General features: G+C 74.3%; 19 protein-coding genes. 8 read left to right on the top strand and 11 right to left on the bottom strand.

Going from position 1 to position 22,350, the window contains the following annotated elements; genetic code table 11:
- Nucleotides 1-365: 365 nt before the first annotated feature.
- Both ACZ6S8_RS24205 and ACZ6S8_RS24200 read left to right on the top strand, forming a co-directional pair.
- Nucleotides 366-1,532: an exonuclease SbcCD subunit D gene (locus ACZ6S8_RS24205; protein ID WP_469458951.1), complete on the top strand. Its 1,167-nt coding sequence runs from the start codon at nt 366-368 to the stop codon at nt 1,530-1,532.
- A complete protein-coding gene (locus ACZ6S8_RS24200) occupies nt 1,529-4,540 on the top strand; it encodes an AAA family ATPase (protein ID WP_469458949.1) in 3,012 nt (1,003 codons plus the stop codon). Before ACZ6S8_RS24205 ends, ACZ6S8_RS24200 begins: the two co-directional genes overlap by 4 nt.
- A gap of 49 nt (nt 4,541-4,589) precedes the next feature.
- On the opposite strand, the gene ACZ6S8_RS24195 is transcribed toward ACZ6S8_RS24200, so the two are convergent.
- Nucleotides 4,590-5,036: an Lrp/AsnC family transcriptional regulator gene (locus ACZ6S8_RS24195; RefSeq protein ID WP_469458947.1), complete on the bottom strand. Its 447-nt coding sequence runs from the start codon at nt 5,034-5,036 to the stop codon at nt 4,590-4,592.
- A 94-nt stretch (nt 5,037-5,130) separates the two neighbouring features.
- On the opposite strand from ACZ6S8_RS24195, the gene ACZ6S8_RS24190 reads away from it, so the two are divergent.
- On the top strand, nt 5,131-5,679 hold the full coding sequence (locus ACZ6S8_RS24190) for a rhodanese-like domain-containing protein (RefSeq protein WP_469458945.1): 549 nt from the start codon (nt 5,131-5,133) through the stop codon (nt 5,677-5,679).
- A gap of 136 nt (nt 5,680-5,815) precedes the next feature.
- Here the strand turns inward: ACZ6S8_RS24190 and ACZ6S8_RS24185 are convergent, their stop codons facing one another.
- Entirely contained in the window at nt 5,816-7,519 is a 1,704-nt protein-coding gene (locus ACZ6S8_RS24185; RefSeq protein WP_469458943.1) for a DUF885 domain-containing protein, read from the bottom strand.
- 66 nt (nt 7,520-7,585) lie between these two features.
- Complete coding sequence (locus tag ACZ6S8_RS24180; protein ID WP_469458941.1) at nt 7,586-8,068, bottom strand: Lrp/AsnC family transcriptional regulator; 483 nt, start codon at nt 8,066-8,068, stop codon at nt 7,586-7,588.
- A gap of 60 nt (nt 8,069-8,128) precedes the next feature.
- Between ACZ6S8_RS24180 and ACZ6S8_RS24175 the strand changes: the two genes are divergently transcribed.
- Nucleotides 8,129-9,361: a trans-sulfuration enzyme family protein gene (locus ACZ6S8_RS24175; RefSeq protein ID WP_469458939.1), complete on the top strand. Its 1,233-nt coding sequence runs from the start codon at nt 8,129-8,131 to the stop codon at nt 9,359-9,361.
- Here ACZ6S8_RS24175 and ACZ6S8_RS24170 read toward each other — a convergent pair.
- The 3 genes from ACZ6S8_RS24170 to ACZ6S8_RS24160 all read right to left on the bottom strand — a co-directional run bounded on the left by ACZ6S8_RS24170 (nt 9,282) and on the right by ACZ6S8_RS24160 (nt 13,594).
- Nucleotides 9,282-10,721 carry a GNAT family N-acetyltransferase gene (locus tag ACZ6S8_RS24170; RefSeq protein ID WP_469458937.1) on the bottom strand — a complete coding sequence of 480 codons (1,440 nt, stop codon included), beginning with the start codon at nt 10,719-10,721 and terminating at the stop codon, nt 9,282-9,284. The two genes, ACZ6S8_RS24175 and ACZ6S8_RS24170, sit on opposite strands and share 80 nt — an antisense overlap.
- 200 nt (nt 10,722-10,921) lie before the next feature.
- The gene (locus ACZ6S8_RS24165) at nt 10,922-12,508 is read right to left on the bottom strand and encodes an alkaline phosphatase D family protein (protein ID WP_469458935.1); all 1,587 of its coding nucleotides are present in this window, start codon (nt 12,506-12,508) and stop codon (nt 10,922-10,924) included.
- Between the two features lie 222 nt (nt 12,509-12,730).
- Nucleotides 12,731-13,594 (bottom strand): alpha/beta fold hydrolase, encoded by an 864-nt coding sequence (locus ACZ6S8_RS24160; RefSeq protein WP_469458933.1) that lies wholly within the window; start codon nt 13,592-13,594, stop codon nt 12,731-12,733.
- 302 nt (nt 13,595-13,896) lie between these two features.
- Here ACZ6S8_RS24160 and ACZ6S8_RS24155 point away from each other — a divergent pair, with 302 nt between their 5' ends.
- Nucleotides 13,897-14,679 carry a GntR family transcriptional regulator gene (locus ACZ6S8_RS24155; protein WP_469458931.1) on the top strand — a complete coding sequence of 261 codons (783 nt, stop codon included), beginning with the start codon at nt 13,897-13,899 and terminating at the stop codon, nt 14,677-14,679.
- Between the two features lie 192 nt (nt 14,680-14,871).
- On the opposite strand, the gene ACZ6S8_RS24150 is transcribed toward ACZ6S8_RS24155, so the two are convergent.
- The 3 genes from ACZ6S8_RS24150 to ACZ6S8_RS24140 form a co-directional block, all read right to left on the bottom strand.
- Nucleotides 14,872-16,026: an ROK family transcriptional regulator gene (locus ACZ6S8_RS24150; RefSeq protein WP_469458929.1), complete on the bottom strand. Its 1,155-nt coding sequence runs from the start codon at nt 16,024-16,026 to the stop codon at nt 14,872-14,874.
- 110 nt (nt 16,027-16,136) lie between these two features.
- Nucleotides 16,137-16,787: a response regulator transcription factor gene (locus ACZ6S8_RS24145; RefSeq protein WP_383916221.1), complete on the bottom strand. Its 651-nt coding sequence runs from the start codon at nt 16,785-16,787 to the stop codon at nt 16,137-16,139.
- A gap of 4 nt (nt 16,788-16,791) precedes the next feature.
- Entirely contained in the window at nt 16,792-17,967 is a 1,176-nt protein-coding gene (locus ACZ6S8_RS24140) for a sensor histidine kinase (RefSeq protein ID WP_469458926.1), read from the bottom strand.
- Nucleotides 17,968-18,074: 107 nt separating this feature from the next.
- On the opposite strand from ACZ6S8_RS24140, the gene ACZ6S8_RS24135 reads away from it, so the two are divergent.
- From ACZ6S8_RS24135 to ACZ6S8_RS24125, 3 genes are read left to right on the top strand one after another with little or no spacing between them, the layout of a single operon-like run.
- Nucleotides 18,075-18,989: an ATP-binding cassette domain-containing protein gene (locus ACZ6S8_RS24135; RefSeq protein ID WP_469458924.1), complete on the top strand. Its 915-nt coding sequence runs from the start codon at nt 18,075-18,077 to the stop codon at nt 18,987-18,989.
- Nucleotides 18,990-19,043: 54 nt separating this feature from the next.
- Nucleotides 19,044-19,796 carry an ABC-2 transporter permease gene (locus ACZ6S8_RS24130; RefSeq protein WP_469458922.1) on the top strand — a complete coding sequence of 251 codons (753 nt, stop codon included), beginning with the start codon at nt 19,044-19,046 and terminating at the stop codon, nt 19,794-19,796.
- Nucleotides 19,797-19,836: 40 nt separating this feature from the next.
- A complete protein-coding gene (locus tag ACZ6S8_RS24125; protein ID WP_469458920.1) occupies nt 19,837-20,274 on the top strand; it encodes a hypothetical protein in 438 nt (145 codons plus the stop codon).
- A gap of 88 nt (nt 20,275-20,362) precedes the next feature.
- Here ACZ6S8_RS24125 and mug read toward each other — a convergent pair whose 3' ends face one another.
- A complete protein-coding gene (gene mug / locus ACZ6S8_RS24120; protein ID WP_469459075.1) occupies nt 20,363-20,911 on the bottom strand; it encodes a G/U mismatch-specific DNA glycosylase in 549 nt (182 codons plus the stop codon).
- Complete coding sequence (purB, locus tag ACZ6S8_RS24115; RefSeq protein WP_469458918.1) at nt 20,908-22,341, bottom strand: adenylosuccinate lyase; 1,434 nt, start codon at nt 22,339-22,341, stop codon at nt 20,908-20,910. The genes mug and purB overlap by 4 nt, the downstream gene beginning before the upstream one ends.
- Between the last annotated feature and the right edge of the window lie 9 nt (nt 22,342-22,350).

The raw sequence follows: 22,350 nt of genomic DNA, 5'->3' as shown, positions 1-22,350 counted from the left end.
AACCCCTGGGCATTCCGATCCCACTGCGGCGGCCATGAGCGCCGACGCCCGCCTGGCGCCGAGCACGGGCGCGGGACGGCCCTGCGCCGCTGACACGGTGCGTCGCGTCACTTCTTTGCCGGCAGCGCCATCGCCGCCGGTGTGTCGTTCCCGGACGTTTCCCGATGGCCGGGGCACGCCGCGATCCAGATCACGGGCTGACCTCCGTGGTCACCTGACTCCGGACGCCGGTGGCAGACTGAGGTTCGTGAGGGAGCAGGTGCCGGCTGGCGCTAGCGTGGTCGGTGCTTACTGCGGCGCCCGTGCTGGTTCCGTGCTGGGTTCGGAGGTAGAGGAGCGGTAAAAGTGCAGGTCGGAGCCATATCTTGAGAATTCTGCACACCTCCGACTGGCACCTCGGCCGGGCCTTCCACCGCGTGAACCTGCTCGGCGCCCAGGCCGCCTTCGTCGACCACCTCGTCGCGACCGTGCGGGAGCGCGAGGTCGACGCGCTCCTCGTCGCCGGCGACGTCTACGACCGTGCCGTGCCCCCTCTCGCCGCCGTCGAGCTGTACGACCGGGCCCTGCACCGGCTCGCCGACCTCGGCGTGCCCACCGTCATGATCTCCGGCAACCACGACTCCGCACGCCGCCTCGGCGTCGGGGCCGGGCTGATCGACCGGGCCGGCATCCACCTCAGGACCGACCCGGCCGGCTGCGCCGACCCCGTGGTACTGGCCGACGTACACGGCCCGGTGGCGTTCTACGGGCTGCCGTACCTGGAACCGGCGCTGGTCAAGGACCAGTTCGGTACGGACAAGGCCAGCCACGAGGCCGTCCTCGGCGCGGCCATGGACCGGATCCGGGCCGACCTGGCCACCCGGCCGCCCGGCACCCGCTCCGTCGTCCTGGCCCATGCCTTCGTCACCGGCGGGCAGGCAAGCGACAGCGAGCGCGACATCGCCGTCGGCGGGGTCGAGGCCGTACCGGCCTCCGTCTTCGACGGCGTGGACTACGCGGCCCTCGGCCACCTCCACGGCTGCCAGACGATCGGCGAACGGGTCCGGTACTCCGGATCCCCGCTCGCCTACTCCTTCTCCGAGGCCGACCACCGCAAGACCATGTGGCTGATCGAGCTGGGCGCCGGGGGCGAGATCGCCGCCGAGCGGATCGACAGCCCCGTACCGCGCGCCCTCGGCCGGCTGCGCGGCCGGCTGGAGGAGCTGCTGGAGGACCCCGCGCACAGCGCGCACGAGGACTCGTGGGTCGAGGCCGTCCTCACCGACCCCGTCCGCCCCGACGACCCCATGGCCCGGCTCGCCACCCGCTTCCCGCACACCCTCAGCCTCGGCTTCGACCCCGAGGGCCGCGAGGAGGAACCCGGAGTCTCCTACGCCCAGCGCCTCAAGGGCCGCAGCGACCAGGAGATCGCCGAGGACTTCGTCGCCCACGTCCGCGGCGGCGGCCGCGCCGACGACGCCGAACGGGCCGTGCTCCAGGGCGCCTTCGACGACGTACGGGTCGACGACGGCCTGCGGGAGACCCACCGATGAGGCTGCACCGGCTCAAGGTCACCGCCTTCGGTCCCTTCGCCGAACCCCAGGAGATCGACTTCGACGCGCTCTCCGGCGCCGGGATCTTCCTGCTCCACGGACCCACCGGAGCCGGCAAGACCTCCGTCCTCGACGCCGTCTGCTACGCGCTCTACGGGTCCGTGCCCGGCCCCCGCCAGGCCCCCGGCACCAGCCTGCGCAGCGACCACGCCGCCGCCGGGACCCCCACCGAGGTCACCCTCGAACTCACCGCGGGCGGCCGCCGCCTGGAGATCACCCGGCGCCCCGAGCAGGACCGGCCGAAGAAGCGCGGCACCGGCACCACCAAGGACAAGGCCCAGAGCCGGCTGCGCGAGCACACCGCCGACGGCTGGGACGCGCTCAGCCGCTCCCACCAGGAGATCGGCGAGGAGGTCGAGCAACTCCTCGGCATGAGCCGCGAACAGTTCTGCCAGGTGGTGCTGCTGCCGCAGGGGGAGTTCGCCCGGTTCCTGCGCGCCGACGAGGCCGCCCGCGGCCGGCTGCTCGGACGGCTCTTCGACACCCGCCGGTTCGCCGCCGTCGAAGCCCTGCTCGGCGAACGGCGCCGGGCCGCCGAGGCCGGGGTCCGGGCCGGAGACGAGAAGGTGCTGCACACCGCGCAGCGCCTCGCCCAGGCCGCCGGCGACAGCGCCGACCTGCGAGACTGGCCGCTGCCCGGACACCAGCCCGGAGACCCCGGACTCGCCCCGGCCGTCCGCGCCTGGGCCGCCGTCGCCCGGTGCGCCGCCCGGGAACGCTTCACGGTCACCGAGTACGCCCTCGCCGCCGTCGAGGGCCGCCACGCCGCGGCCCGGCGCGCCGCCGAGGACGCGCGCGAGCTCGACCGGCTCCAGCGCCGCCACGCCGAGACCACCCTCCGGGCCGCCGCTCTCGCCGACGCGGGGCCCGAGCGGGAACGCGTACGCGGCCTCCTCGACCGGGCCCGGCGCGGCGCCATGGTGGCCCCCGCCCTGGAACTGCGCGGGGCGGCCTCCGCCGCGCACCTCGGCGCCGCCCACGCCGAGGCGGCGGCCCGCGCGGAACTCCCGCCGCCGCTGGCCGAGGCGGGCACCGAGCACCTCGCCTCCGTGGAGCAGCGGCTGCGCGAGGACCTCGGCGCGCTCGGCGCCGCCCGGCGCTCCGAGCAGCGCAGTGCCGAGATCGGCCGCGAGCGCGCCGACCTGGAACGCGAGGCCCGGGCCGCCGAGGAGCAGCACCAGGAGTCCGCCGAGTGGCTGGAGCGCTGGGACACCACCCGGGCCGACCTGGCCGCGCGGGTGGACTCCGCCCAGCAGGCCGCGACGCTGGCCGAGCAGCTCGCCGGCCGGCTGGAACCCGCCCGGCAGCGCCTCCAGGCCGCCCGGAAACGGGACGCCCTCACCGCCGACGCGCGGCGCGCCGAGGACGAACTGCTCGCCGTGCGCGCGGAGTCGGCCGCCGCCCGGGAACGCTGGCTGGAGCTCAAGGAGGCCCGGCTGCGCGGGATCGCCGCCGAACTCGCCGAAGCCCTGGTCGCCGGGGAAGCCTGCGCCGTGTGCGGCTCCGCGGCGCACCCGGCCCCGGCCCGCCCGGCCCCCGGCCACGTCGACCGGGACGCCGAGGACGCCGCCCACGCCGCCTTCGAGCGGGCCGAGGAGGCCCGGGCCGCCGTCGGACTCCGGCTCGCGGCCCTGGAGGAGGCCCGTACCGGGGCCGCGTCCGCCGCCGGTGACGCCACCACCGCCGAACTCGACGAACGGGTCTGCGACCTGAGCGCCCGGCACGCCGCCGCCCACGCCGCCGCCGCGGGACTGCACGCCGCACGGGAGCACCTGGCGCGCGCCGAGCGGGAGCACGCCGCCCGCAGCGCCGACCGCCTCGACGCCGAGCGCCGGGTCGCCGCCAGGGCCTCGCGCCGCGAGGCCCTGGACCGGGAGCAGGCCTCCCTGGAGACGGAGCTCGCCCAGGTCCGGGGCGACGCGCCCACCGTGGCCGCCAGGGCCCGCACCCTGGAGGACCGGGTCCGGATGGTCTCGGCGGCCGCCGGCGCGCTGCGCCGGGCCGAGACGACCGCCGCCCGGCTGAAGGAGGCCGACGACCAGCTCGCCGACGCCGCGTTCAAGGCCGGGTTCGACACCGTCGAGGCCGCCGCCGAGGCGGTGCTCCCCGAGTACGAGCGCACCGCCCTCCAGCACCGGCTGGACGCCTGGCAGGCGGAGGAGGCCATGCTGGCGGACCGCCGCCGCGAGACCGGCACCGCGGAGGCCGCGGCGCTGCCCCCGGCCGCACCGGAGGCCGCCGAGGCGTACGCGGCGCGGGCCGCGGCGAAGCTCCGTACCGCGGGGTCCGCCCACGACGCCGCCCGGGTCCGGTGCGCCGAGCTGGACGCCCTGTCCCACCGGGCCGAACAGGAGCTGCGCGCCCTGGGCCCGCTGCGCGAGGCCTACGACCGGGTCGCCCGGCTGGCCGGGCTCACCGCGGGCACCTCCGCCGACAACGAGCGCAAGATGCGCCTGGAGGCGTACGTCCTCGCCGCCCGCCTGGAGCAGGTGGCCGCCGCGGCGACGGTACGGCTGCTGCGGATGTCCGGCGGCCGCTACACGCTGGTCCACTCCGACGCGCGCGCGAGCGGACGCGGCCGGTCGGGCCTCGGCCTGCACGTGGTCGACGCCTGGACCGGCAGCGAGCGCGACACCTCCACGCTGTCCGGGGGCGAGACGTTCTTCGCGTCGCTCGCCCTCGCGCTCGGCCTGGCCGACGTGGTCACGGACGAGGCGGGCGGCATGCGCCTGGACACGCTGTTCATCGACGAGGGCTTCGGCAGCCTCGACGACCAGGCGCTGGACGAGGTGCTCGACGTCCTCGACTCGCTGCGGGAGCGCGACCGCAGCGTCGGCATCGTCAGCCACGTCGCCGACCTGCGCACCCGGGTCCAGGCCCAGCTGGAGATCGTCAAGCAGCGCGGCGGGTCGGTCGTGCGCCACCGCACCGCGGCGCTGACGGACTGACCGCCGAGCTCAGGGGCCGGGCGACCCGCTCGGAGGCCGGGCGACCCGCTCAGGGGCTGAGCGGACGGCGGGGCAGGGGCGAGGAGTACACGACGCTCGTCGTCACCGAACCGAGCCCCGAGATCCGGCCCGTGACCTCTTCGAGGTGCGTCATCGAGCGGGCGGCGACCTTGAGCACGAAGCAGTCGTCGCCGGTGACGTGGTGGGCCTCCAGGATGTCCGGGGTGGCGTCCAGGAAGTCGTGGAACGGCTTGTAGTTGCCGTGCGGGTAGCGCAGCCGGACCAGGGCGAGGATCGACTTGCCGAGCCGCTCCGGATTCACCACCGCCGTGTACCCGGTGATCACGCCCAGCTCCTCCAGGCGGCGGACCCGTTCGGTGACGGCGCTCGCGGACATGGAGACGGTGCGGGCGAGCTCGGTGAAACTGGCACGGCCGTCGTGCTGGAGGGCTTCGAGGATGCGCCAGTCGGTGGCATCCGGGGAATAGTCGGTCATGCCGCAGGTCTAGCAGGGATTTCCCCGGCCGGACAAGGAAAGGGCCGGGGAATGTCACTTCCCGGGACGATCGGCCGCTCGTAGATTTTGAGCCATGACGACGACGAACCCGCAGATCACCGAGCCGGACACCACCGCCACCCGTGACGCAGCCGTCCCTGCTGCCGCCCACCCCGTGCTCCGGGTGCCCCCGGCCGCGCCGGCCGCGGCCGCCGCCTACTTCGCCGCGAGCCTCGCCTTCCACGCGGACGTGTCCGACGTCGCCGCGGCCTTCGCCGCCCACCGCGGACAGGGTGCGGAGCTCGGCTTCCAGCTCGTCGACTCCCGTTCCACCCCGGCCTGGGACCAGGCGCACGTGCCCGGCGCGGTCCACCTGCCCACCGCGCTGGTCCCCGAGCGGGCCGAGCTGCTCCTCGACCGGAACCTGCCCGTGGTGACGTACTGCTGGGGACCCGGCTGCAACGGCGGCGCCCGTTCGGCGCTCGCCCTGGCCGAACGGGGCTTCCGGGTCAAGGAGATGCTCGGCGGCATCGAGTACTGGATCCGCGAGGGCTTCGAGGTGGAGACCTGGCAGGGCAGCGAGCGGCGCGCCGGAGCCGACCCGCTCACCGCCCCCACCGACTCGGGCGACTGCGGCTGCTGAGGCCGAACCGGGCGGACGGGGGAACGGGCCGCACGAGGGAGCGGCCCGTTCCCGCGGCGCGGGCGGCGGCCGTGGCCGGCTCCGGGCGGGGGCCGGGGCCGTGGGCTGTTGGCCGGGAGCCGGGAGCCGGGAGCCGTCAGAGCTTGGACAGTTCGTCCACCAGGTCGTCCAGCCCCAGCGATCCCTGCGAGAGGGCCGCCATGTGCCAGGCCTTCAGGTCGAAGGAATCACCGTGCGCGGCACGGGCGTTGTCCCGGCCCAGCAGCCAGGCGCGCTCGCCCAGCTTGTACCCGATCGCCTGCCCCGGCATCGACAGGTACCGGGTCAGCTCGCTCTCCACGAAGTCCGCCGGGCGGCCGCTGTGCAGGCCGAAGAACTCCTGCGCGAGGTCCACCGTCCAGGTCTCGCCCGGGTGGAACGGGGAGTCCGCCGGGATGGGCAGCTCCAGGTGCATGCCGATGTCGACGATGACCCGCGCCGCACGCATCATCTGGCAGTCCAGGTACCCCAGGCGCTGTTCGGCGTCCTTGAGGTAGCCCAGCTCGTCCATCAGCCGCTCCGCGTACAGCGCCCAGCCCTCGGCGTTGGCGCTGACGATGCCGATGGTGGCCTGGTAGCGCGAGAGCCGGTCCGCCACGTGCGTCCACTGCGCGAGCTGGAGGTGGTGGCCCGGAACGCCCTCGTGGTACCAGGTGGAGACCAGGTCGTAGACGGGGAAGCGGGTCTGCCCCATGGTGGGCAGCCAGGTGCGGCCCGGCCGGGAGAAGTCCTCCGAGGGGCTGGTGTAGTAGGGAGCCGCGGCGCCGCCCGGCGGGGCGATCCTCGACTCCACCTTCTTGACCCGGTCGGCGAGTTCGAAGTGCGTGCCGTCGAGGTTCTCGACGGCCTCGTCCATCAGGCCCTGGAGCCAGTCCCGGACCTCGTCCACCCCCTCGATGTGGGTGCCGTGCTCGTCCAGGTGCGCCAGCGCCTCCCAGGGGCCCGCGCCCGGAAGGATCTTGGCCGCCTCGGTCTTCATCTCGGCGAGCAGCCGGTGGTACTCCGACCAGCCGTAGGCGTACGCCTCGTCCAGGTCGAGGTCCGTGCCGTTGAAGAACCGCGACCAGCGGGCGTAGCGCTCGCGGCCCACCGTGTCGGGCCGGCCCTCGGCGGCCGGGGCGTACACGTCGCGCATCCAGTCGCGCAGCGAGCGCAGGGCGGCGGTCGCCTCCGCGGCCGCCCCGTCCAGGCCCGCGCGCAGCGAGTCCGGGCCGCGGGAGGCGAACTCCTCGAAGAAGCCGGGCTCGGCGCCCGCGTCCCCGGCCCAGGTGCCGAGCTGCTCGATGAAGGTGGCCGTCGGGCGCGGGCCGCCGTACAGGCCTCGTTCCAGGCCGAGTCCGAGGCTCTCGCGGTAGCCGGCGAGGGCGGCCGGGACGGCGCGCAGCCGCTCGGTGATCGCCGCCCAGTCCTCGTCGGTCTCGGCGGGGGTGAGGGTGAAGACCTCGCGGACGGAGTGGACGGGGCTGTGGATGTTGCTGACCGCGCACAGGTCCTCGTCGGCCTCGTGGACCGCGAGTTCGGCGGTCAGCCGCTCGCGCAGCAGGCGGGCGCAACGGCGCTCGGCGTCGCTGTCGCCGCCGGGCAGCCGCTCGGCGGCGTCCAGGAGGGCGAGGGTCCTGCGGGACAGCTCGGCGGCGGCGGCCCGGCCGGCCGGGGAGTAGTCCGGGAGGCTGCCGGAACTGGAGGCGACACCGAGGTAGGTGCCGGCGATCGGGTCGATGGCGATGAGGTCGTCGACGTACGCGTCGGCCACCTGGCGGGGCAGTCGCGCGGCACTGTCGTTCTGCAAGATCTCTGACATGCCGCCATCTTCGTACGGGGGGCGCCGCCGCGTCATCACCGCGCCCGTTATCACCGCGCCCGTTCCTCAGCCCGCGGACGTGGGCGGCAGCAGCGGCCCGCAGTCCCATTCCTGGAAGATCAGCCGGGTTTCCACCCGCGCGACCTCGCGCCGCGAGGTGAACTCGTCGAGGACCAGCCGCTGGAGCTCACCCGGGTCGGCGACCGCGACGTGCACCAGGTAGTCGTCGGGTCCGGTGAGGTGGAAGACGGCGCGGGAGGCGGGCAGCGAGCGCACCCGGTCCACGAAGGGCCCGATCAGCTCGCGCCGGTGCGGGCGCACCTGGACCAGGAGCAGCGCCTCCAGGCCGCGCCCGAGCTTCGCCGGGTCGAGCCGCAGCCGGTTCCCGAGGATGATCCCGGAGCGGCGCATCCGCGCGACCCGGTCCAGACAGGTGGACGCGGCGATGCCGACCTCGGCGGCGAGGTCGCGGTAGGTGGTCCGGGCGTCGTTCTGCAGGAGCCGCAGAATCTGCAGATCGGTCGGATCCAAAGCAACGGAATCGGACATTGGCCGAACGTAGCACGGCATTTTCCCGTCATCGCCGGTCGACCGCGCACAGTACCGGGCATGGAGACGAACGCCCAGACCGCACGACGGTCGCTGGCCACCGAAGCAGTGCACGCCGGACGCGAGGACCTCGCGCGGCTCGGGCTGCACGCGCCTCCGCTCGACCTGTCGACGACCTACCCGTCGTACGACAGCCGGGCGGAGGCCGCTCGTATCGACGAGTTCGCCACCACCGGGGCCCGCCCCGAGGGCCCGCCGGTCTACTCGCGCCTCGACAACCCGACCACCGCCCGCTTCGAGACGGCCCTGGCCCGCCTGGAGGGCACGGAGAGCGCCGTCGCCTTCGCCAGCGGCATGGCCGCCCTGACCGCCACCCTCCTGGTGCGCGGCGCCATGGGTCTGCGGCACGTGGTCGCCGTACGCCCGCTCTACGGGTGCAGCGACCACCTGCTCGGCAGCGGGCTGCTCGGCACCGAGGTCACCTGGGTGGACCCGGCGGGCATCGCGGACGCCATCCGCCCGGACACGGGGCTGGTCATGATCGAGTCCCCGGCCAACCCGACCCTCGCGGAGATCGACCTGCGGGCCGCCGCCCACTCCTGCGGGGAGGTGCCGCTGCTGGTCGACAACACCTTCGCCACCCCGGTGCTCCAGCGGCCCGCCGAGAGCGGGGCCCGGCTGGTCCTGCACAGCGCCACCAAGTACCTGGGCGGCCACGGCGACGTGCTCGGCGGGATCGTCGCCTGCGACGAGGACTTCGCCCGCAAGCTCCGCCAGGTCCGGTTCGCGACCGGAGGCGTCCTGCACCCGCTGGCCGCGTACCTGCTCCTGCGCGGCCTCTCGACGCTTCCGGTCCGGGTCCGGGCGGCTTCCGCGAGCGCCGCCGAACTGGCCCGCCGCCTGGCGGACGACCCGCGGGTGGAGCGGGTGCACTACCCGCGGATCGGCGGGGCCATGGTCGCCTTCGAGACCAGCGGGGACCCGCACGAGGTGATCGGCGCCGTACGCCTGATCACCCCGGCGGTCAGCCTCGGCAGCGTGGACAGCCTGATCCAGCACCCGGCCTCCATCAGCCACCGGATCGTCGCCGAGGGCGACCGGCACTCCTCCGGCGTGAGCGACCGGCTGCTGCGGATGTCGGTCGGGCTGGAGGACGTGGACGACCTGTGGGCCGATCTGGACCAGGCCCTCGGCGCGGGTGCGGCTGCTTCCGTTACCCCTGCGTCCGCTCCGATCGCAGCTCCCCGTACGAGTGCCGTGCGGGCGGCGGCTCGTGCGGCGGCCGCGAACTGACCCGGGCGGCGTCCAGCCGGGCCGTGATCACCAGGGTGCCCTCCTCGATCTGGTAGTCGAGGGGGAGCCCCAGGCCGCGCATGGCGGCGACCATGCCGGTGTTGGAGGCCTGGGTGACGGCGTACACGCTGTCGCACCGGGCCTCCACGGCCATCGCGATCAGCCGGCGCAGCAGTTCGGAGCCGATGCCCCGGCGCTGCCAGTCGTCCTCGATGAGCAGCGCCACCTCGGTCTCGTCGCCGTCCCACAGCAGGTGGCCGAGGGCGACGAGCCGGCCGGAGGCGGTGGTGGCGGCGAGGGTGCGCCCGAAGCGCGGGCTCAGCAGGTGGCCGAGGTAGCGGTCGGCGTCGGCGACGGGCCCGTGGTAGCGCAGTGACAGGGTCCGGTCCGAGCAGCGGTCGTGCATGGCACGGGCGGCCGGGAGGTCGGAGCCGTCGGCGCGGCGCACAGTGATCTCGTTGCCCTCGGGCAGGGTCAGCACGTCCTGGCTGCGCGGGACGCGGGGGCCGAGCCGGGCGTCGAGCTCGACGAGGGCCCGGGCGCGGGCGAACTCGGTGGGAGTGAACGGCAGGTACGGCCGCTCCACGGTGATCGCGCCGCCGGAGGGATCGCGCAGCCGCATCACCGTGGCCTCCAGGACCCCTTCGACGGGGGCGTCGGCGCCCGCGTTGGGGCGGCCGGAGAGGGTGGTCGCGGGGATCGAGTGGATCGTGCAGCGGCCGAGCAGCTGGCGCAGCGCGAGGGGGAGCTCGGCGGCGTCCAGCGCGGTGCGGGTGGCCAGGCCCAGGACGCGGGTGGGGGTGTCGACGAGGTCGTGGGCGTCGGCCCGCTCGATCCAGGTGCTGTGGCCGCCGGCGCGGGCGACGGCGCGGGTGAGGTCGGCGGAGGGCAGCGCCTGCGGGGCGCGCAGCAGGAACTCGTCGACGGTGCCGCCCTCGGGGAGCGGGTGCGTCTGGAGGGTCAGGATGTCCACGCTGTTGCGGGCGAGGGCGGTGCAGAGCGCCGCCAGCGAGCCGGGCTCGTCCCGTACGGTCGTCCGCATCCGCCACAGGGCGGGGGCGGGGGCCGCCGTCGGCTTGCCGCCCGCCCCGGCGGTGGCCGCCGGATCGCCGGGGGCGGTGTCGGCCGGCGGCGGCGCATGGCTGTGGCGCCGGGCCCACCAGGTGTGGAAGGCCGCGGTGAACAGCAGTGCCACGGCCGAGGCGACCAGCAGGACGGGGCCCCTCGGGGCGTGCACGACGAGATTGGCGATGGCGTCGGCGACCGCGACGGCGCAGAAGAGCGCGGCCAGTTCGACGACGTCGCGGCGCCAGTGGTGGCGGTGGGAACGCTGGGCGGGGGCATGCGCACGGTCAGTCATGCACGCCACTGTGGCCCAGGGGTGTTGCGTGATCACGAACGATCTGTGACCGACTGGTTAAGTATCGATCTGGCCGATTCCATCCGGTTTTCCAGTTCATTTCCGGAATTCGGAAGGTATACGTCCGCGAGGGACGGGGCGGGGCGGGACGGGCGGCGCCTACGGGCGGGCGGCGCCGGGAAGTGCCGCCGCGGGGCCCGCTACTGGCCCACCTGACCGGGCCGGAGCGTCTGGGTGAACAGTACGCCGCCTCCCTGGCGCCGCAGCCGGACCGTCAGGTCCCCGCTGCCGCCGTCGATGTCGACCTCGCCGTAGTACGCGGGGTTCTCGGACGGGGACATGTTCGCCACCGGAGCGGACTGGACGTACGCGGTCCGCGGCCCGAAGGTGGCGTCGAGGCGCCCGGCCGGGAATCCGCCGGCGCCGATCGGACCGGATACGAACTCCCAGAACGGCGCGAAGTCGCCGAAGGCGGCCCGTTCGGGCGCGTAGTGGTTCGCGGCGGTGTAGTGGACGTCGGCGGTGAGCCAGACGGTGCCGGTGATGCGCTGGTGCTTGATGTGGCGCAGGAGTTCGGCGATCTGGAGCTCGCGGCCGAGCGGGGCGCCGGGGTCGCCCTGGGCGACGGCCTCGAAGTCGGTCGCACCGTCGGGGACGACGATCCCCAGCGGCATGTCGGAGGCGATGACCTTCCAGGTGGCGCGGGAACGGGACAGCTCGCGCTTGAGCCACACCAGCTGCTCGGAGCCCAGGATGCCCACGGGATCGTCGGTCCCGCGGCCCGGGGAGTTGGCGTTGCGGTGGGTGCGCATGTCGAGCACGAACACGTCGAGCAGCGGCCCGTACCGCATCACCCGGTACATGCGGCCCTCGGTGCGGCCCCCGCGCAGGTCGGTCACGGGGAAGTACTCGCCGAAGGCCCTGCGCGCGCGGCGGGCCAGGGTGTCGACGTCCTTGACGGTGTAGCGGGGGTCGTCGATCAGCTGGCCCGGGTACCAGTTGTTGCGGACCTCGTGGTCGTCCCACTGCGCGAGCACCGGGACCTGGGCGTTGAAGCCGCGCAGGCTGCCGTCGAGCAGGTTGTAGCGGAAGTTCCCGCGGAACTCGGCGAGGGTCTCGGCCACCTTCGCCTTCTCCTCGGTGGTGACGTTGCGCCACAGGGTGCCGTCGCGCAGCGTCGCGGTGGGCTGGATCGGGCCGTCCGCGTAGATCGTGTCCCCGCTGAACAGGAAGAAGTCGGGGTCGCGCAGCCGCATCTCCTCGAAGACGCGGTATCCGCCGAGGTCGGGGTTGATGCCCCAGCCCTGGCCCGCCAGGTCCCCGGACCAGAGGAAGCGCACGTCGTCGCGCCGGGAGACGGGGGTGGTGCGGAACGCGCCGTGCACCGGCTCCGAGGTGCGGCGGGGGTCGTCGGGGTCGGCCAGCACGACCCGGTAGTGGATCTGCTGCCCCGGGGGCAGGTCGCGCAGGACGGTGGTCCCGGTGAAGTCCCCGGCCGGGCCGAGCAGCGGGCCCCGGTGGCGGCGTACGGCGTACCGGAAGGACTCGCTCGGGGAGGTGTCGACGTACATCCGGGCCGGGCGGTCGGAGCGGGTCCAGACGGTGGCCGCGTGGGCGGTGACCTCGCCGGACTGGACGCCCCAGAAGGCCTGCGGCCGGCCGGAGCGGGTGAAGGCCGGTGCGGCGGCGAGCGCCGGGACGGCCAGGACGGGCGCGGCGAGCAGCGCGGAGGAGAGGGCGAGGGAACCCCCGAGGAGGGAGCGGCGGGTGTGCGGCGTCGGTGCCATCGGTGGGTCTCCGGGGGCCGGCGGGGCGGGGCCGGACCAGCGTGCCGCCGCACACCGGCCCGGCCGCGTCGGCCGCGCGAACCGCGGATGAACAACCGTCAGCGAGTCGGCCCCGGGGAGGCGCGGCGGGGGCGGCGGCTCGGGGGCGTGCTCGGGTGCCTGCCGGACCGCGGCTAGGGTGCCTGCTCGGGCGGCGGTCGCGGCCGCCGGGCGGCCGACGGTTCAGGCGGCCGCCTCGACGGCCGGGAGGCGGGTGCTGCGGGCGGTGTCCAGGACCACCCGCGCGACCAGGGCCGGATCGTCGTTCATCGGGACGTGCCCGCAGCCCGGGAGCCGGATCAGCCGGGCGCCCGGGAGGGTCTGCTTGGCCCGGATCCCCTGGCGGCGCAGCAGCAGCCGGTCGCGGGCGCCCCAGGCGATCGTGATCGGCAGCCCGGGCACGTCCGCGGTGAAGCGTACGGAGCCGCCGGCGGCCAGGGTCGCCTCGAACCCGGTGGCGTCGCGCAGGGCGAGGGTCTCCTCGACCACGGCCCGCGGCGAACGGCGGCCCGGGCGCGCGTAGATGCTCCCGGTGAGCGCGGCCCGCCCGGCGGCGGTGCGCGAGAGCCGCTCCAGCGCGGGACGCGGCAGCGCCCTGGCCCCGGCGCGCATCGCGAGGAGGGCGGCGAAGGCGTAGCGGCGCTCGCCCTCGGTCCAGAACCCGGCGGGGGACAGGGCGGTGACCGAGCGGACGAGGCCGCTGCGGGCCATCTCCAGCGCGAGCAGACCGCCGAGGGAGTTGCCCGCGACGTGCGGGCGCTCGACGCCCAGCGCGGTGCAGAGCGCGCCGAGCGCGGGCGCGACGGTGCCCAGGTCGTACGCAACCCCCTCGGGCAGCGGCTCCGAGGTGCCGAAGCCGGGCAGGTCGACGGCGATCACGTCGTACTCGGCGGCGAGGATGTCGCTCACCGGGTGCCAGGCCTGGAGGTGGTGGCCGATGCCGTGCAGCAGGAGGAGCGGTTCGCCGGCGCCTTTGCGTTCGTAGGCGACGGTGGTGGTGCGCGGGCCCAGCGGCGTGTCGATCGTGAAGGAGACCGTGGCGGTCATGCTGCTCCTCGTCGGGCGGGCGCCCGCGGGACGGGCGCCGAATGAGACGGGCTGTCAGTAGTGCCACTGCCATGACTACCGCCCGGTAGCCCTTGACTACAAGCCTTCTGTGCGTACGAGAACATCCCGTGAACGGCTTGATACGTATGCCCGATCTGCCCGGCAAGGGATGAGCATTGGTCTTGACCAAGGGGGTGTGCCGTCCTATCGTCGCAGGGATAGTGCAGGAACCTTTAATAAACAAAGGCGCGGAACTGCCGCTGGATCACACGGCGAGGGCAGCGATGGCAGGAGGAGTCAGGGTGGGGACCACGCAGCTCGAAACGGTGCCGGAGCCGAAGTACTGGCACCTTAAGACCGTCCTCAGCGAAGCGCTCGACCAGGACTTCGCCGTCGGCGAGGTCCTGCCGAACGAGCGCGAGCTCGCGGCTCGCTTCGGAGTGGCCCGCGCGACCCTGCGCCAGGCGCTGGAACAGCTGGAGCTCGAGGGGCGCCTGCAGCGGCGCCGCGGCGTCGGCACCACGGTCGCCCCGCCGCGCGTCGGCGTCGCCGTCGGCAGCACGCAGCACAGCTGGCCCGGCGAGAGCGTCGACGGCTGGGAGCCGGTGGACGCGGTCGAGGGCCTGCCGCCCGCCGCCGTCCTCGCCCTGCTGCGCACCGGCGCCGCCGGTGGCGCGGGCTTCGCCGCCGACGAGCCCGTCCAGACCGTGCGCCGCACCCGGGTCACCCAGGGTCAGGTCGTCGCCGCCGAGCTGCTGTACGTCCCGGCCGCCTCCGTGCCCGGACTGCCCGCCATCGAGGCCCCGGCCGGACCGGCCCGCGCCCGCGCCGTCCTGCGCGAACTCCAGCGGCTGGTCCTCGACGGCCAGGACCGTTCGGTGGAGCTCGGCTCGGCCCGCGCGGACGACGCCCGCGAACTCGACCGCCTGCCCGGCGCCCCGGTGCTGCTGGTCACCACCCGCTACTTCACCGCGGCGGGGACGGCCGCCGTGTCCGTGGCCACCTACCGCGCGGACACCTGCCGCCTGACCTTCGGCGACTCCGGCGACGTCGAGATCACCCACGAACCCCGCGTCGCGTCCTGACGGACCCGCCGCACGCAGCACCACCCCGGGTACGGGGGCACGACTCCGGCCCGGCCCTGCGGACCCCTCACGGCCCGGCGCTCCGCGCCGGGCCGTCGTTGCTTCCCGGGGGCCCGGGGGCCCGGGGGCCCGGGGGCCCGGGGGCCCGGGCGTTCGGGATCGGCCGTGGCCCCACCGAACGCCCCTCCGGTGTCACCGGCGCGCGGTGACCGTCTTCTCCACCGCGAAGAGCTCCTCCTCGACGTGGTCCAGCGCGAGCCGCAGGGCCCCGGTGGCCACGGCCGCCTCGCCGAGCAGGGACAGCTCCACCCTCGGCGGACGCAGGCAGTACCGCTCCAGCTCCTGGCGGAGGGGACCCAGTACCCCGTCCAGCCCGGCGGCCCAGCCGCCGACGACCACCAGCTCCGGATCCATCGCCAGGACCAGCGCCGCCACGTCGTGCACCAGCCGCTGCAGGAACCGCTCCACGGCGGCCACGGCCCGCTCGTCGCCCCGGCGGGCCATCGCGAAGACCTCCGCGACGGCGGGCTCGTCGAGCGGGTGCAACGGCTCGCCGGTGGTCGACAGCAGCTTCTCCGGCGTCACCTCGCGGCCCAGCAGGTGCAGGGCGCCGATCTCGCCGGCCGCCCCGCCGAAGCCCCGGTGCAGCCGTCCGCCGATCAGCGAGCCGGCGCCGGGGCTGAGCCCCGCCATGACGAACACCATGTCGTCGGTGTCCCGCGCGGCGCCCTTCCAGTGCTCGGCGACGGCTGCCGCGTTGGCGTCGTTCTCCACGTGTACCGGGCAGCGGAACGAGCGCCGGAGCCGTTCCCCGAGGGGCAGCCCGGTCCAGCCGGGCAGCGCCGTGCCCAGGCGGACCGTGCCGTCCGCCTCCACGATGCCCGGGCTGCCGACCCCGACCGCCCGGAGGGAGTCACGGGGCACACCGGCCCGGCGCAGCAGGTCGGCGACGGCCGTGCGCACCCGCTCCAGGCGCTCGTCCGCGGTCGCGGTCTCGGCGACCTCCTTGGTGCCCGCGCCGATGATCCGCCCGTTCAGGCCGGACAGCAGCACCGCGACCCGGTGCGAGCCGATCTCGATGCCCAGCAGATGGCCCGCTTCGGCACGGAACCGGAACCGGCGGGCCGGCCTGCCCTGTCGCCGCGCGCCCTCCTCGGCATCGGCCTCGACGACGAGCCCGGTCGCGATCAGACCCTCCACGACCCCTTCGACGGTCGGCCGGGAGAGTCCGGTCACCCGGGTGAGATCGGTGAGTGTCGGCGATTCGGCCGCGCGCAGTGCCCGCAACACCACGGCGGAATTGATCCGCCGGAGCAGTGACGGGTCACCGCCGGTCAGCTGCCCCAACGTGTGTCCTCCCAGCTAGCGACCCTGTCAGGCGGATCGTACTGCTCACCCGCCACGGCGGCGAGAAGCAGCCCCCCATAGCCCGGAACCAGCCCCTCCCCGCCCCGACTCTAAGCGGGAGCGACGAACCCCGACTCGTACGCCATGATCACGGCCTGCGTCCGGTCCCGCGCCCCCAGCTTCGCCAGGATCGCGCTGACGTGTGACTTCACCGTCTCCGTGCCGACGATCAGCTCGGCGGCGATCTCCACGTTCGTCAGACCCCGCGCCATGAGCCGCAGCACCGCCTCCTCCCGCTCGGTCAGGGCGGCCCGCGCCAGCGCCGTACGCGCCTGGCGGTTCCCGTACTCGGCGGCCAGTGCCCGCACCGCCGCCGGGAAGAGCAGGGTCTCGCCCTCCGCCACCAGCCGTACCGCGTGCACGATCTCGGACGGCCGGGCCCGCTTCAGCAGGAACCCGTCGGCACCGGCCCGCAGCGCCTGGTAGACGTACTCGTCGTTCTCGAAGGTGGTCACCACGAGGATCTTCGGAGGTGCGTCCACCGACCGCAGGACCGCCCGGGTGGCCTCGATCCCGTCGAGCAGCGGCATCCGCACGTCCATGGCCACCACGTCCGGCCGCAGCTGCCGTACGAGCGGGACGACCGAGGCACCGTCGCCGGCCTCACCCACCACCTCGATGTCGGGCTGGGCCTCCAGGACGGCGCGGAGGCCCGCGCGCACCAGGGGTTCGTCGTCCACGAGCAGTACGGTAACCGGCATCCGGTCAGCGTATTCGCTCCAGCGGAAGCCGGGCGCGCACTCTCCAACCGCCCTCGTACGGACCGGTCTCGGCCTCACCACCGAGCAGCGAGGCCCGCTCGCGCATCCCGCGCAGCCCGGAACCGCCGCGCGTCATGACGGGGGGCCGCTCCGGCAGCGGATTCGTGACCTCCAGCACCAGCCGGCCCGCACCCATGTCCACCCGCACCGTCACGGGCACGGGACCGCAGTGCCGCAGCACGTTGGTCAGCGCCTCCTGCAGGATGCGGTACCCCTCCCGGGTGACCGGCCCCGGCAACTTCTCCAGCGGCCCGGTCAGCTGCGCCTCCACCTCCGAGCCGGCGGCCCGGGCCGCCTCCAGCAGCCGGTCCGCCTCCACCAGCGTCGGCCGCTGGGAAGGCGGTTGAGCCGACTCCCGCAGCACCAGCAGCACCCGCTCCAGGTCCTCCAGCGCCGCGCGGCCCGTCTCCTCGATCGCGCTCAACGCCCGGTCCGTGAAGGCGGGATCACCGGCGGTCCGCGCCGCTCCTGCCTGCACGACCGCCACGGTCAGGGCGTGCCCGATCGAATCGTGCAGCTCCCGGGCGATACGGGTCCGCTCCAACAACTCCTCGGTGCGTGCCTCCAGCGCGGTGAGGCGTGCGGCCGGCGAAGGCCCCAGCAACCGCCGGGCGATCGCGGTGATCATCTCGCCGAGTGCGACGACCACGGTGATGAGCACGAGCAGCGGTACCGGCGCCAGCAGGGCGGCCGCCCAGCGCGGTGGGACCAGCGGCAGCATCGAATCGGAACCCGGCGGCTGTCCGCATGCGGCCAGGACGAGTTCCACGGTCATCAGCGGCAGGACGACGGTCGCCCACATGGCCGCGCCCGCGACGACGAGCCGTATCTCCAGCCAGGCCAGGGTCCGCCAGCGGTCGTTCCAGTCGGCCGACGGCGCGACGGCGATGCTGTCGTCCGGAACGCCCCCGTCACGCGGGGTCAGCAGGAACTGGGCCTGGAGGCCCTCGGCCAGCCGGACCCACGGCACGAATCCGAACGGCAGGACGAGCAGCAGCGGAGCCCACGGCCACTCGGGACTGACGAACAACCAGATGGCCAGGATCAGGATCGGGACACAGAGGTGCAGCCAGCGCGAGTACGTCACCGGTCGCAACGGAGCACGGAGCAGTCGGTACATGCACCCATCGTGACAGCGCCCGGGTCGCGGGCGTCTCCCCCACGTGGGGGAGACGAGACCCCCGCGTGGGGGAGGGAACGGGGAGGCACGGCCGCGAGCCTTGAGTCATGAACCGCATCGAGATCCGCGAACTGACCAAGGACTACGGCCCCTCCCGGGTCGTGGACCGCCTCACCTTCGATGTCCTGCCCGGTCGGGTCACCGGCTTCCTGGGACCCAACGGCGCCGGGAAGTCCACGACGATGCGGCTGTTGCTGGGGCTTGCCAAGCCCACCGCCGGCACCGCCACCATCGGCGGTCGCCGCTTCACCGACCTTCGGGAACCGCTGCGCCACGTGGGGGCCCTGCTCGATCCGCAGGCGCCGTACGGCGGGCGCACCGCCCGCGACCACCTCCTCGTCCTCGCCGCCGGCAACGGCATCCCTGAGGGGCGCGTGGGCGCGGTGCTGGAGCAGTGCGGCATCGCCGCGGTGGCACGGCGGCGGATCAAGACCTTCTCCCTGGGGATGCGCCAGCGGCTCGGCATCGCCGCCGCGCTGCTCGCAGACCCCGGGGTGCTCCTGCTGGACGAGCCGACGAACGGTCTGGACCCCGAGGGCATCCTCTGGATACGGCAGTTGATGTGCCGTCTCGCCGCCGAGGGTCGCACGGTCCTCGTCTCCAGCCACCTGATGGCGGAGACCGCGTCGTTCGCCGACCACCTGGTGGTGCTCGGGCAGGGCAGGCTGCTCGTCGACACCCCGACAGCGGAGTTCATCGACGCGCACAGCTCCCCCCGGGTGCGGTTGCGGACCTCCGACCCGGACCGGCTGTTCACCGCCCTGGCACGCCGCGGGTTCGAACTGGTCCCCGAGCAGGACGGGCGGTGGACCGTCGACGGCATACGGGCCGAGGCGGTCGGGACCCTCGCGGCAGGCGAAGGGATCCCGCTGCTGGAACTCTCCGACGAGCGGGCCTCGCTGGAGCAGGCCTACCTCGCCCTCACGGCAGACCGCGCCGAGTTCTCGGCGACGGCAGCCTGACCGCCCTCCGCATCCACCGCCCCGACTCACCCGACCTTCACAGGAGGCCGCGCCATGACCCCAGCCGCACTGCCCACCGCACCCGTTCTGCGTTCGGAATGGATCAAGATACGGACCGCCCGGTCGATCCTCGGCTCCCTGACAGCCGTGTTCGGGGTCACGGTGGGGATCACCGCCCTCACCGCGGCGGCCCTCGGCACCTCCGAGGAGGGGGCGATGGGGGCGGACCCGCTCCTCGCCGCCTTCTACGGCATCAACTTCGGCCAGATAGCGGCCATCGCCTTCGGCGCCACCACCCTGGCCGGGGAGTTCCGCGACGGCGCCCTGCGGGTCTCGCTCACCGTGGTGCCCCACCGGACCCGGTTCTACCTGTCGAAGGTGACCGTGGTCGCGGGCCTTGCCTTCCTCGTCGGCCAGGTCACCGGGCTCGTCACCTTCGTCTCCGGGCAGGCCTTCATGGGGGAGTACGCCCTCGGACTGGGCGATCCGGGCACGCTGCGGGCGGTGTTCGGCAGTGGCGTCTACCTGATGCTGATGGCACTGCTCTCGGCCGGCCTGACCGCGCTGGTGCGCAGCGGCACCCTGGTGATGAGCCTGCTCATACCCTTCGTCCTGATCGTTCCCTTCTTGGTCGGCGAGATGGTCGGCGGTGCCGGGAGGTTCATGCCCGACCGGGCCGGCCAGGCGGTGATGCGGATGAACGCGGAGGGATCGCTGAGCCCGTGGGCCGGTCTCGGCGTCGCCGCACTCTGGTCACTCGCCGCCCTGGCCGCGGGCTGGATCGCGGTGCGCCGGCGGGACGCGTGACGCCAGGCCAGTTGTCAGTGGGGGCCGGGATACTGACGGTATGACCACGGCAGAGCACCTCGACACGATCGACCGGCTCCGGGGTCGGGAGTTCCCGACGGAGCACGTCCGGTCCGGCGGGCAGCGCAGCGGCCCGGGATACCACCTGGTCCAGGTCGGCCGGGCCGAGGACGTCTGGGGGGACGGAGGCTCGGGGCGGGCCGCGGCTGCCGACCAGGTCACCGCCGAATACGGAGCGCTCACCCGGGCTCTGGACGCCCGGTGGGGGGAGGCCCAGGTCTTCGGCGTGGCATCGCTCAGGCACCGGGGGGTCGAGGGGGAGGAGATACCCGAGCCGTGGGACGAGGTGAGCAGCACGACCGATCACGTGCACGCCTGGCAGGCGGAGGGGCAGTGGCTCGTGGCCTACGTGGCGCAGTGGGACGGCGGCGAGCCCTACGGGCTGATGGCGGGCGTCACGGTGGTCGACCCTCCGTAGGGGGTGTCGCCGCCGCGGTTCCCCCCGGCCGGTGGTGTTGCCCGCTCCCGCGGGACCGCGGGCGGCGGCGGGGGGCCCGTGGCTCGGGTCAGGCGGCGTCGGGGGATTCGGCGGCGACGCGCAGGCGGGCGTACTCCTGGGCCATGGACTCGGCGGTCCAGTGGGCGTTGAGGCCGCTCGGGTTGGGGAGGGCCCAGACCCGGGTGGAGCCGATGGTCCGCTCCTGGGGGCCGATCTGTGCCCGTCGTTCGCCGAAGGCGGTCCGGTAGGCGGTGACTCCGACCACCGCCAGCCACTGGGGGCGCAGCAGCTCCACCTTGGCCGTCAGGATGCGGCCGCCCTCCCGGAACTCCTCGGCGCTCAACTCGTCGGCGCGGGCCGTGGCTCGGGCCACGACGTTGGTGATGCCGAGGCGGTGGGCGAGCAGCTCTTCCTGCTCCGCCGGCGCGAAGCGGCGCGGGGTGAAACCGGACAGGTGCAGGACCGGCCAGAAGCGGTTGCCGGGCCGGGCGAAGTGGTGGCCCGTCGCGGCGGAGAGGAGACCCGGGTTGATACCGCAGAACAGCACACGGAGACCGCCCGCGACCACGTCCGGGAGGACGCGGTCACGGGCGGCGTTCAGCTCCTCGGGGGTCAGAGGATCGACCCCGGCGCGTACCCGGCGGCCTCCGGGTGCTGCTTGGCGATCGCCTCGATGCGGGAGACCACCACCGCGACCTGGTCGGCCGCCGCCCCGGTGAAGGACAGCTTGTCGGCCATGAGGGCGTCGAGCTGGGCCCGGTCCAGCGGCATCCGGTCATCGGCGGCCAGCTTGTCCAGCAGTTCGTTGCGCTCCGCGCCCTGCTCGCGCATGGCGAGGGCGGAGGCCACCGCGTGCTCCTTGATGACCTCGTGGGCGACCTCGCGGCCGACCCCGGCCCGCACCGCGCCCATGAGGACCTTCGTGGTCGCGAGGAACGGCAGGTACCGGTCCAGCTCGCGGGCCACGACCGCCGGGAAGGCGCCGAACTCGTCGAGGACCGTCAGGAAGGTCTCCAGCAGGCCGTCGAACGCGAAGAACGCGTCCGGCAGGGCCACACGGCGGACCACGGAGCAGGAGACGTCGCCCTCGTTCCACTGGTCGCCGGCCAGCTCGCCGGTCATCGAGGCGTAGCCGCGCAGGATGACCATGAGGCCGTTCACACGCTCGCAGGAGCGGGTGTTCATCTTGTGCGGCATCGCCGAGGAACCGACCTGGCCGGGCTTGAAGCCCTCGGTGACCAGTTCGTGGCCGGCCATCAGGCGGATCGTCTTGGCGATCGACGAGGGCGCGGCGGCCAGCTGCACGAGGGCCGTGACCACGTCGTAGTCGAGCGAGCGCGGGTAGACCTGGCCCACTGAGGTGAAGGCCTGGGCGAAGCCGAGGTGGGCGGCGATCCGCTGCTCCAGGTCGGCCAGCTTCGAGGCGTCGCCGCCGAGCAGGTCGAGCATGTCCTGGGCGGTGCCGACCGGACCCTTGATCCCGCGCAGCGGGTAGCGGCCCAGCAGGTTCTCGAGGCGGTCGTAGGCCACCAGCAGCTCGTCGGCCGCGGTGGCGAACCGCTTGCCGAGCGTGGTCGCCTGCGCGGCCACGTTGTGGGAGCGGCCGGCCATGACCAGCTCGGCGTGCTCGCCGGCCAGCTTGCCGAGGCGCGCGAGCACGGCGACCGTACGGTCCCGGGCCAGCTCCAGCGAGAGCCGGATCTGCAGCTGCTCGACGTTCTCGGTGAGGTCGCGGGACGTCATGCCCTTGTGGACCTGCTCGTGACCGGCGAGGGCGTTGAACTCCTCGATCCGGGCCTTCACGTCGTGCCGGGTGACCTTCTCGCGCTCGGCGATCGACGCGAGGTCGACGGTCTCCAGGACGCGCTCGTAGTCGGCGAGGGCCGCGTCGGGGACCTCGATACCGAGGTCCTTCTGGGCGCGCAGGACGGCGAGCCACAGCCGCCGCTCCAGCGTCACCTTGTACTCGGGGGACCACAGGACGGCGAGCTCCGCGGAGGCGTAGCGGCCGGCCAGGACATTGGGGATGCGGGGCTTGGCTGTCACGTGGAGGGA

The sequence above is a fragment of the Streptomyces sp. NPDC048461 genome, assembly GCF_055587105.1.
The sequence above is the reverse complement of the archived record's forward strand: the minus strand, read 5'-3'. Positions and strand labels throughout refer to the sequence as shown.

What these genes read in the sequence shown, in the direction of transcription:
- ACZ6S8_RS24200 (WP_469458949.1), top strand. Translation starts at nt 1,529, where the DNA reads ATGAGGCTGCACCGGCTCAAGGTCACCGCCTTCGGTCCCTTCGCCGAA.
- ACZ6S8_RS24195 (WP_469458947.1), bottom strand. Translation starts at nt 5,036, where the DNA reads ATGACCGACTATTCCCCGGATGCCACCGACTGGCGCATCCTCGAAGCC.
- ACZ6S8_RS24190 (WP_469458945.1), top strand. Translation starts at nt 5,131, where the DNA reads ATGACGACGACGAACCCGCAGATCACCGAGCCGGACACCACCGCCACC.
- ACZ6S8_RS24185 (WP_469458943.1), bottom strand. Translation starts at nt 7,519, where the DNA reads ATGTCAGAGATCTTGCAGAACGACAGTGCCGCGCGACTGCCCCGCCAG.
- ACZ6S8_RS24180 (WP_469458941.1), bottom strand. Translation starts at nt 8,068, where the DNA reads ATGTCCGATTCCGTTGCTTTGGATCCGACCGATCTGCAGATTCTGCGG.
- ACZ6S8_RS24175 (WP_469458939.1), top strand. Translation starts at nt 8,129, where the DNA reads ATGGAGACGAACGCCCAGACCGCACGACGGTCGCTGGCCACCGAAGCA.
- ACZ6S8_RS24170 (WP_469458937.1), bottom strand. Translation starts at nt 10,721, where the DNA reads ATGACTGACCGTGCGCATGCCCCCGCCCAGCGTTCCCACCGCCACCAC.
- ACZ6S8_RS24165 (WP_469458935.1), bottom strand. Translation starts at nt 12,508, where the DNA reads ATGGCACCGACGCCGCACACCCGCCGCTCCCTCCTCGGGGGTTCCCTC.
- ACZ6S8_RS24160 (WP_469458933.1), bottom strand. Translation starts at nt 13,594, where the DNA reads ATGACCGCCACGGTCTCCTTCACGATCGACACGCCGCTGGGCCCGCGC.
- ACZ6S8_RS24145 (WP_383916221.1), bottom strand. Translation starts at nt 16,787, where the DNA reads ATGCCGGTTACCGTACTGCTCGTGGACGACGAACCCCTGGTGCGCGCG.
- ACZ6S8_RS24140 (WP_469458926.1), bottom strand. Translation starts at nt 17,967, where the DNA reads ATGTACCGACTGCTCCGTGCTCCGTTGCGACCGGTGACGTACTCGCGC.
- ACZ6S8_RS24135 (WP_469458924.1), top strand. Translation starts at nt 18,075, where the DNA reads ATGAACCGCATCGAGATCCGCGAACTGACCAAGGACTACGGCCCCTCC.
- ACZ6S8_RS24130 (WP_469458922.1), top strand. Translation starts at nt 19,044, where the DNA reads ATGACCCCAGCCGCACTGCCCACCGCACCCGTTCTGCGTTCGGAATGG.
- ACZ6S8_RS24125 (WP_469458920.1), top strand. Translation starts at nt 19,837, where the DNA reads ATGACCACGGCAGAGCACCTCGACACGATCGACCGGCTCCGGGGTCGG.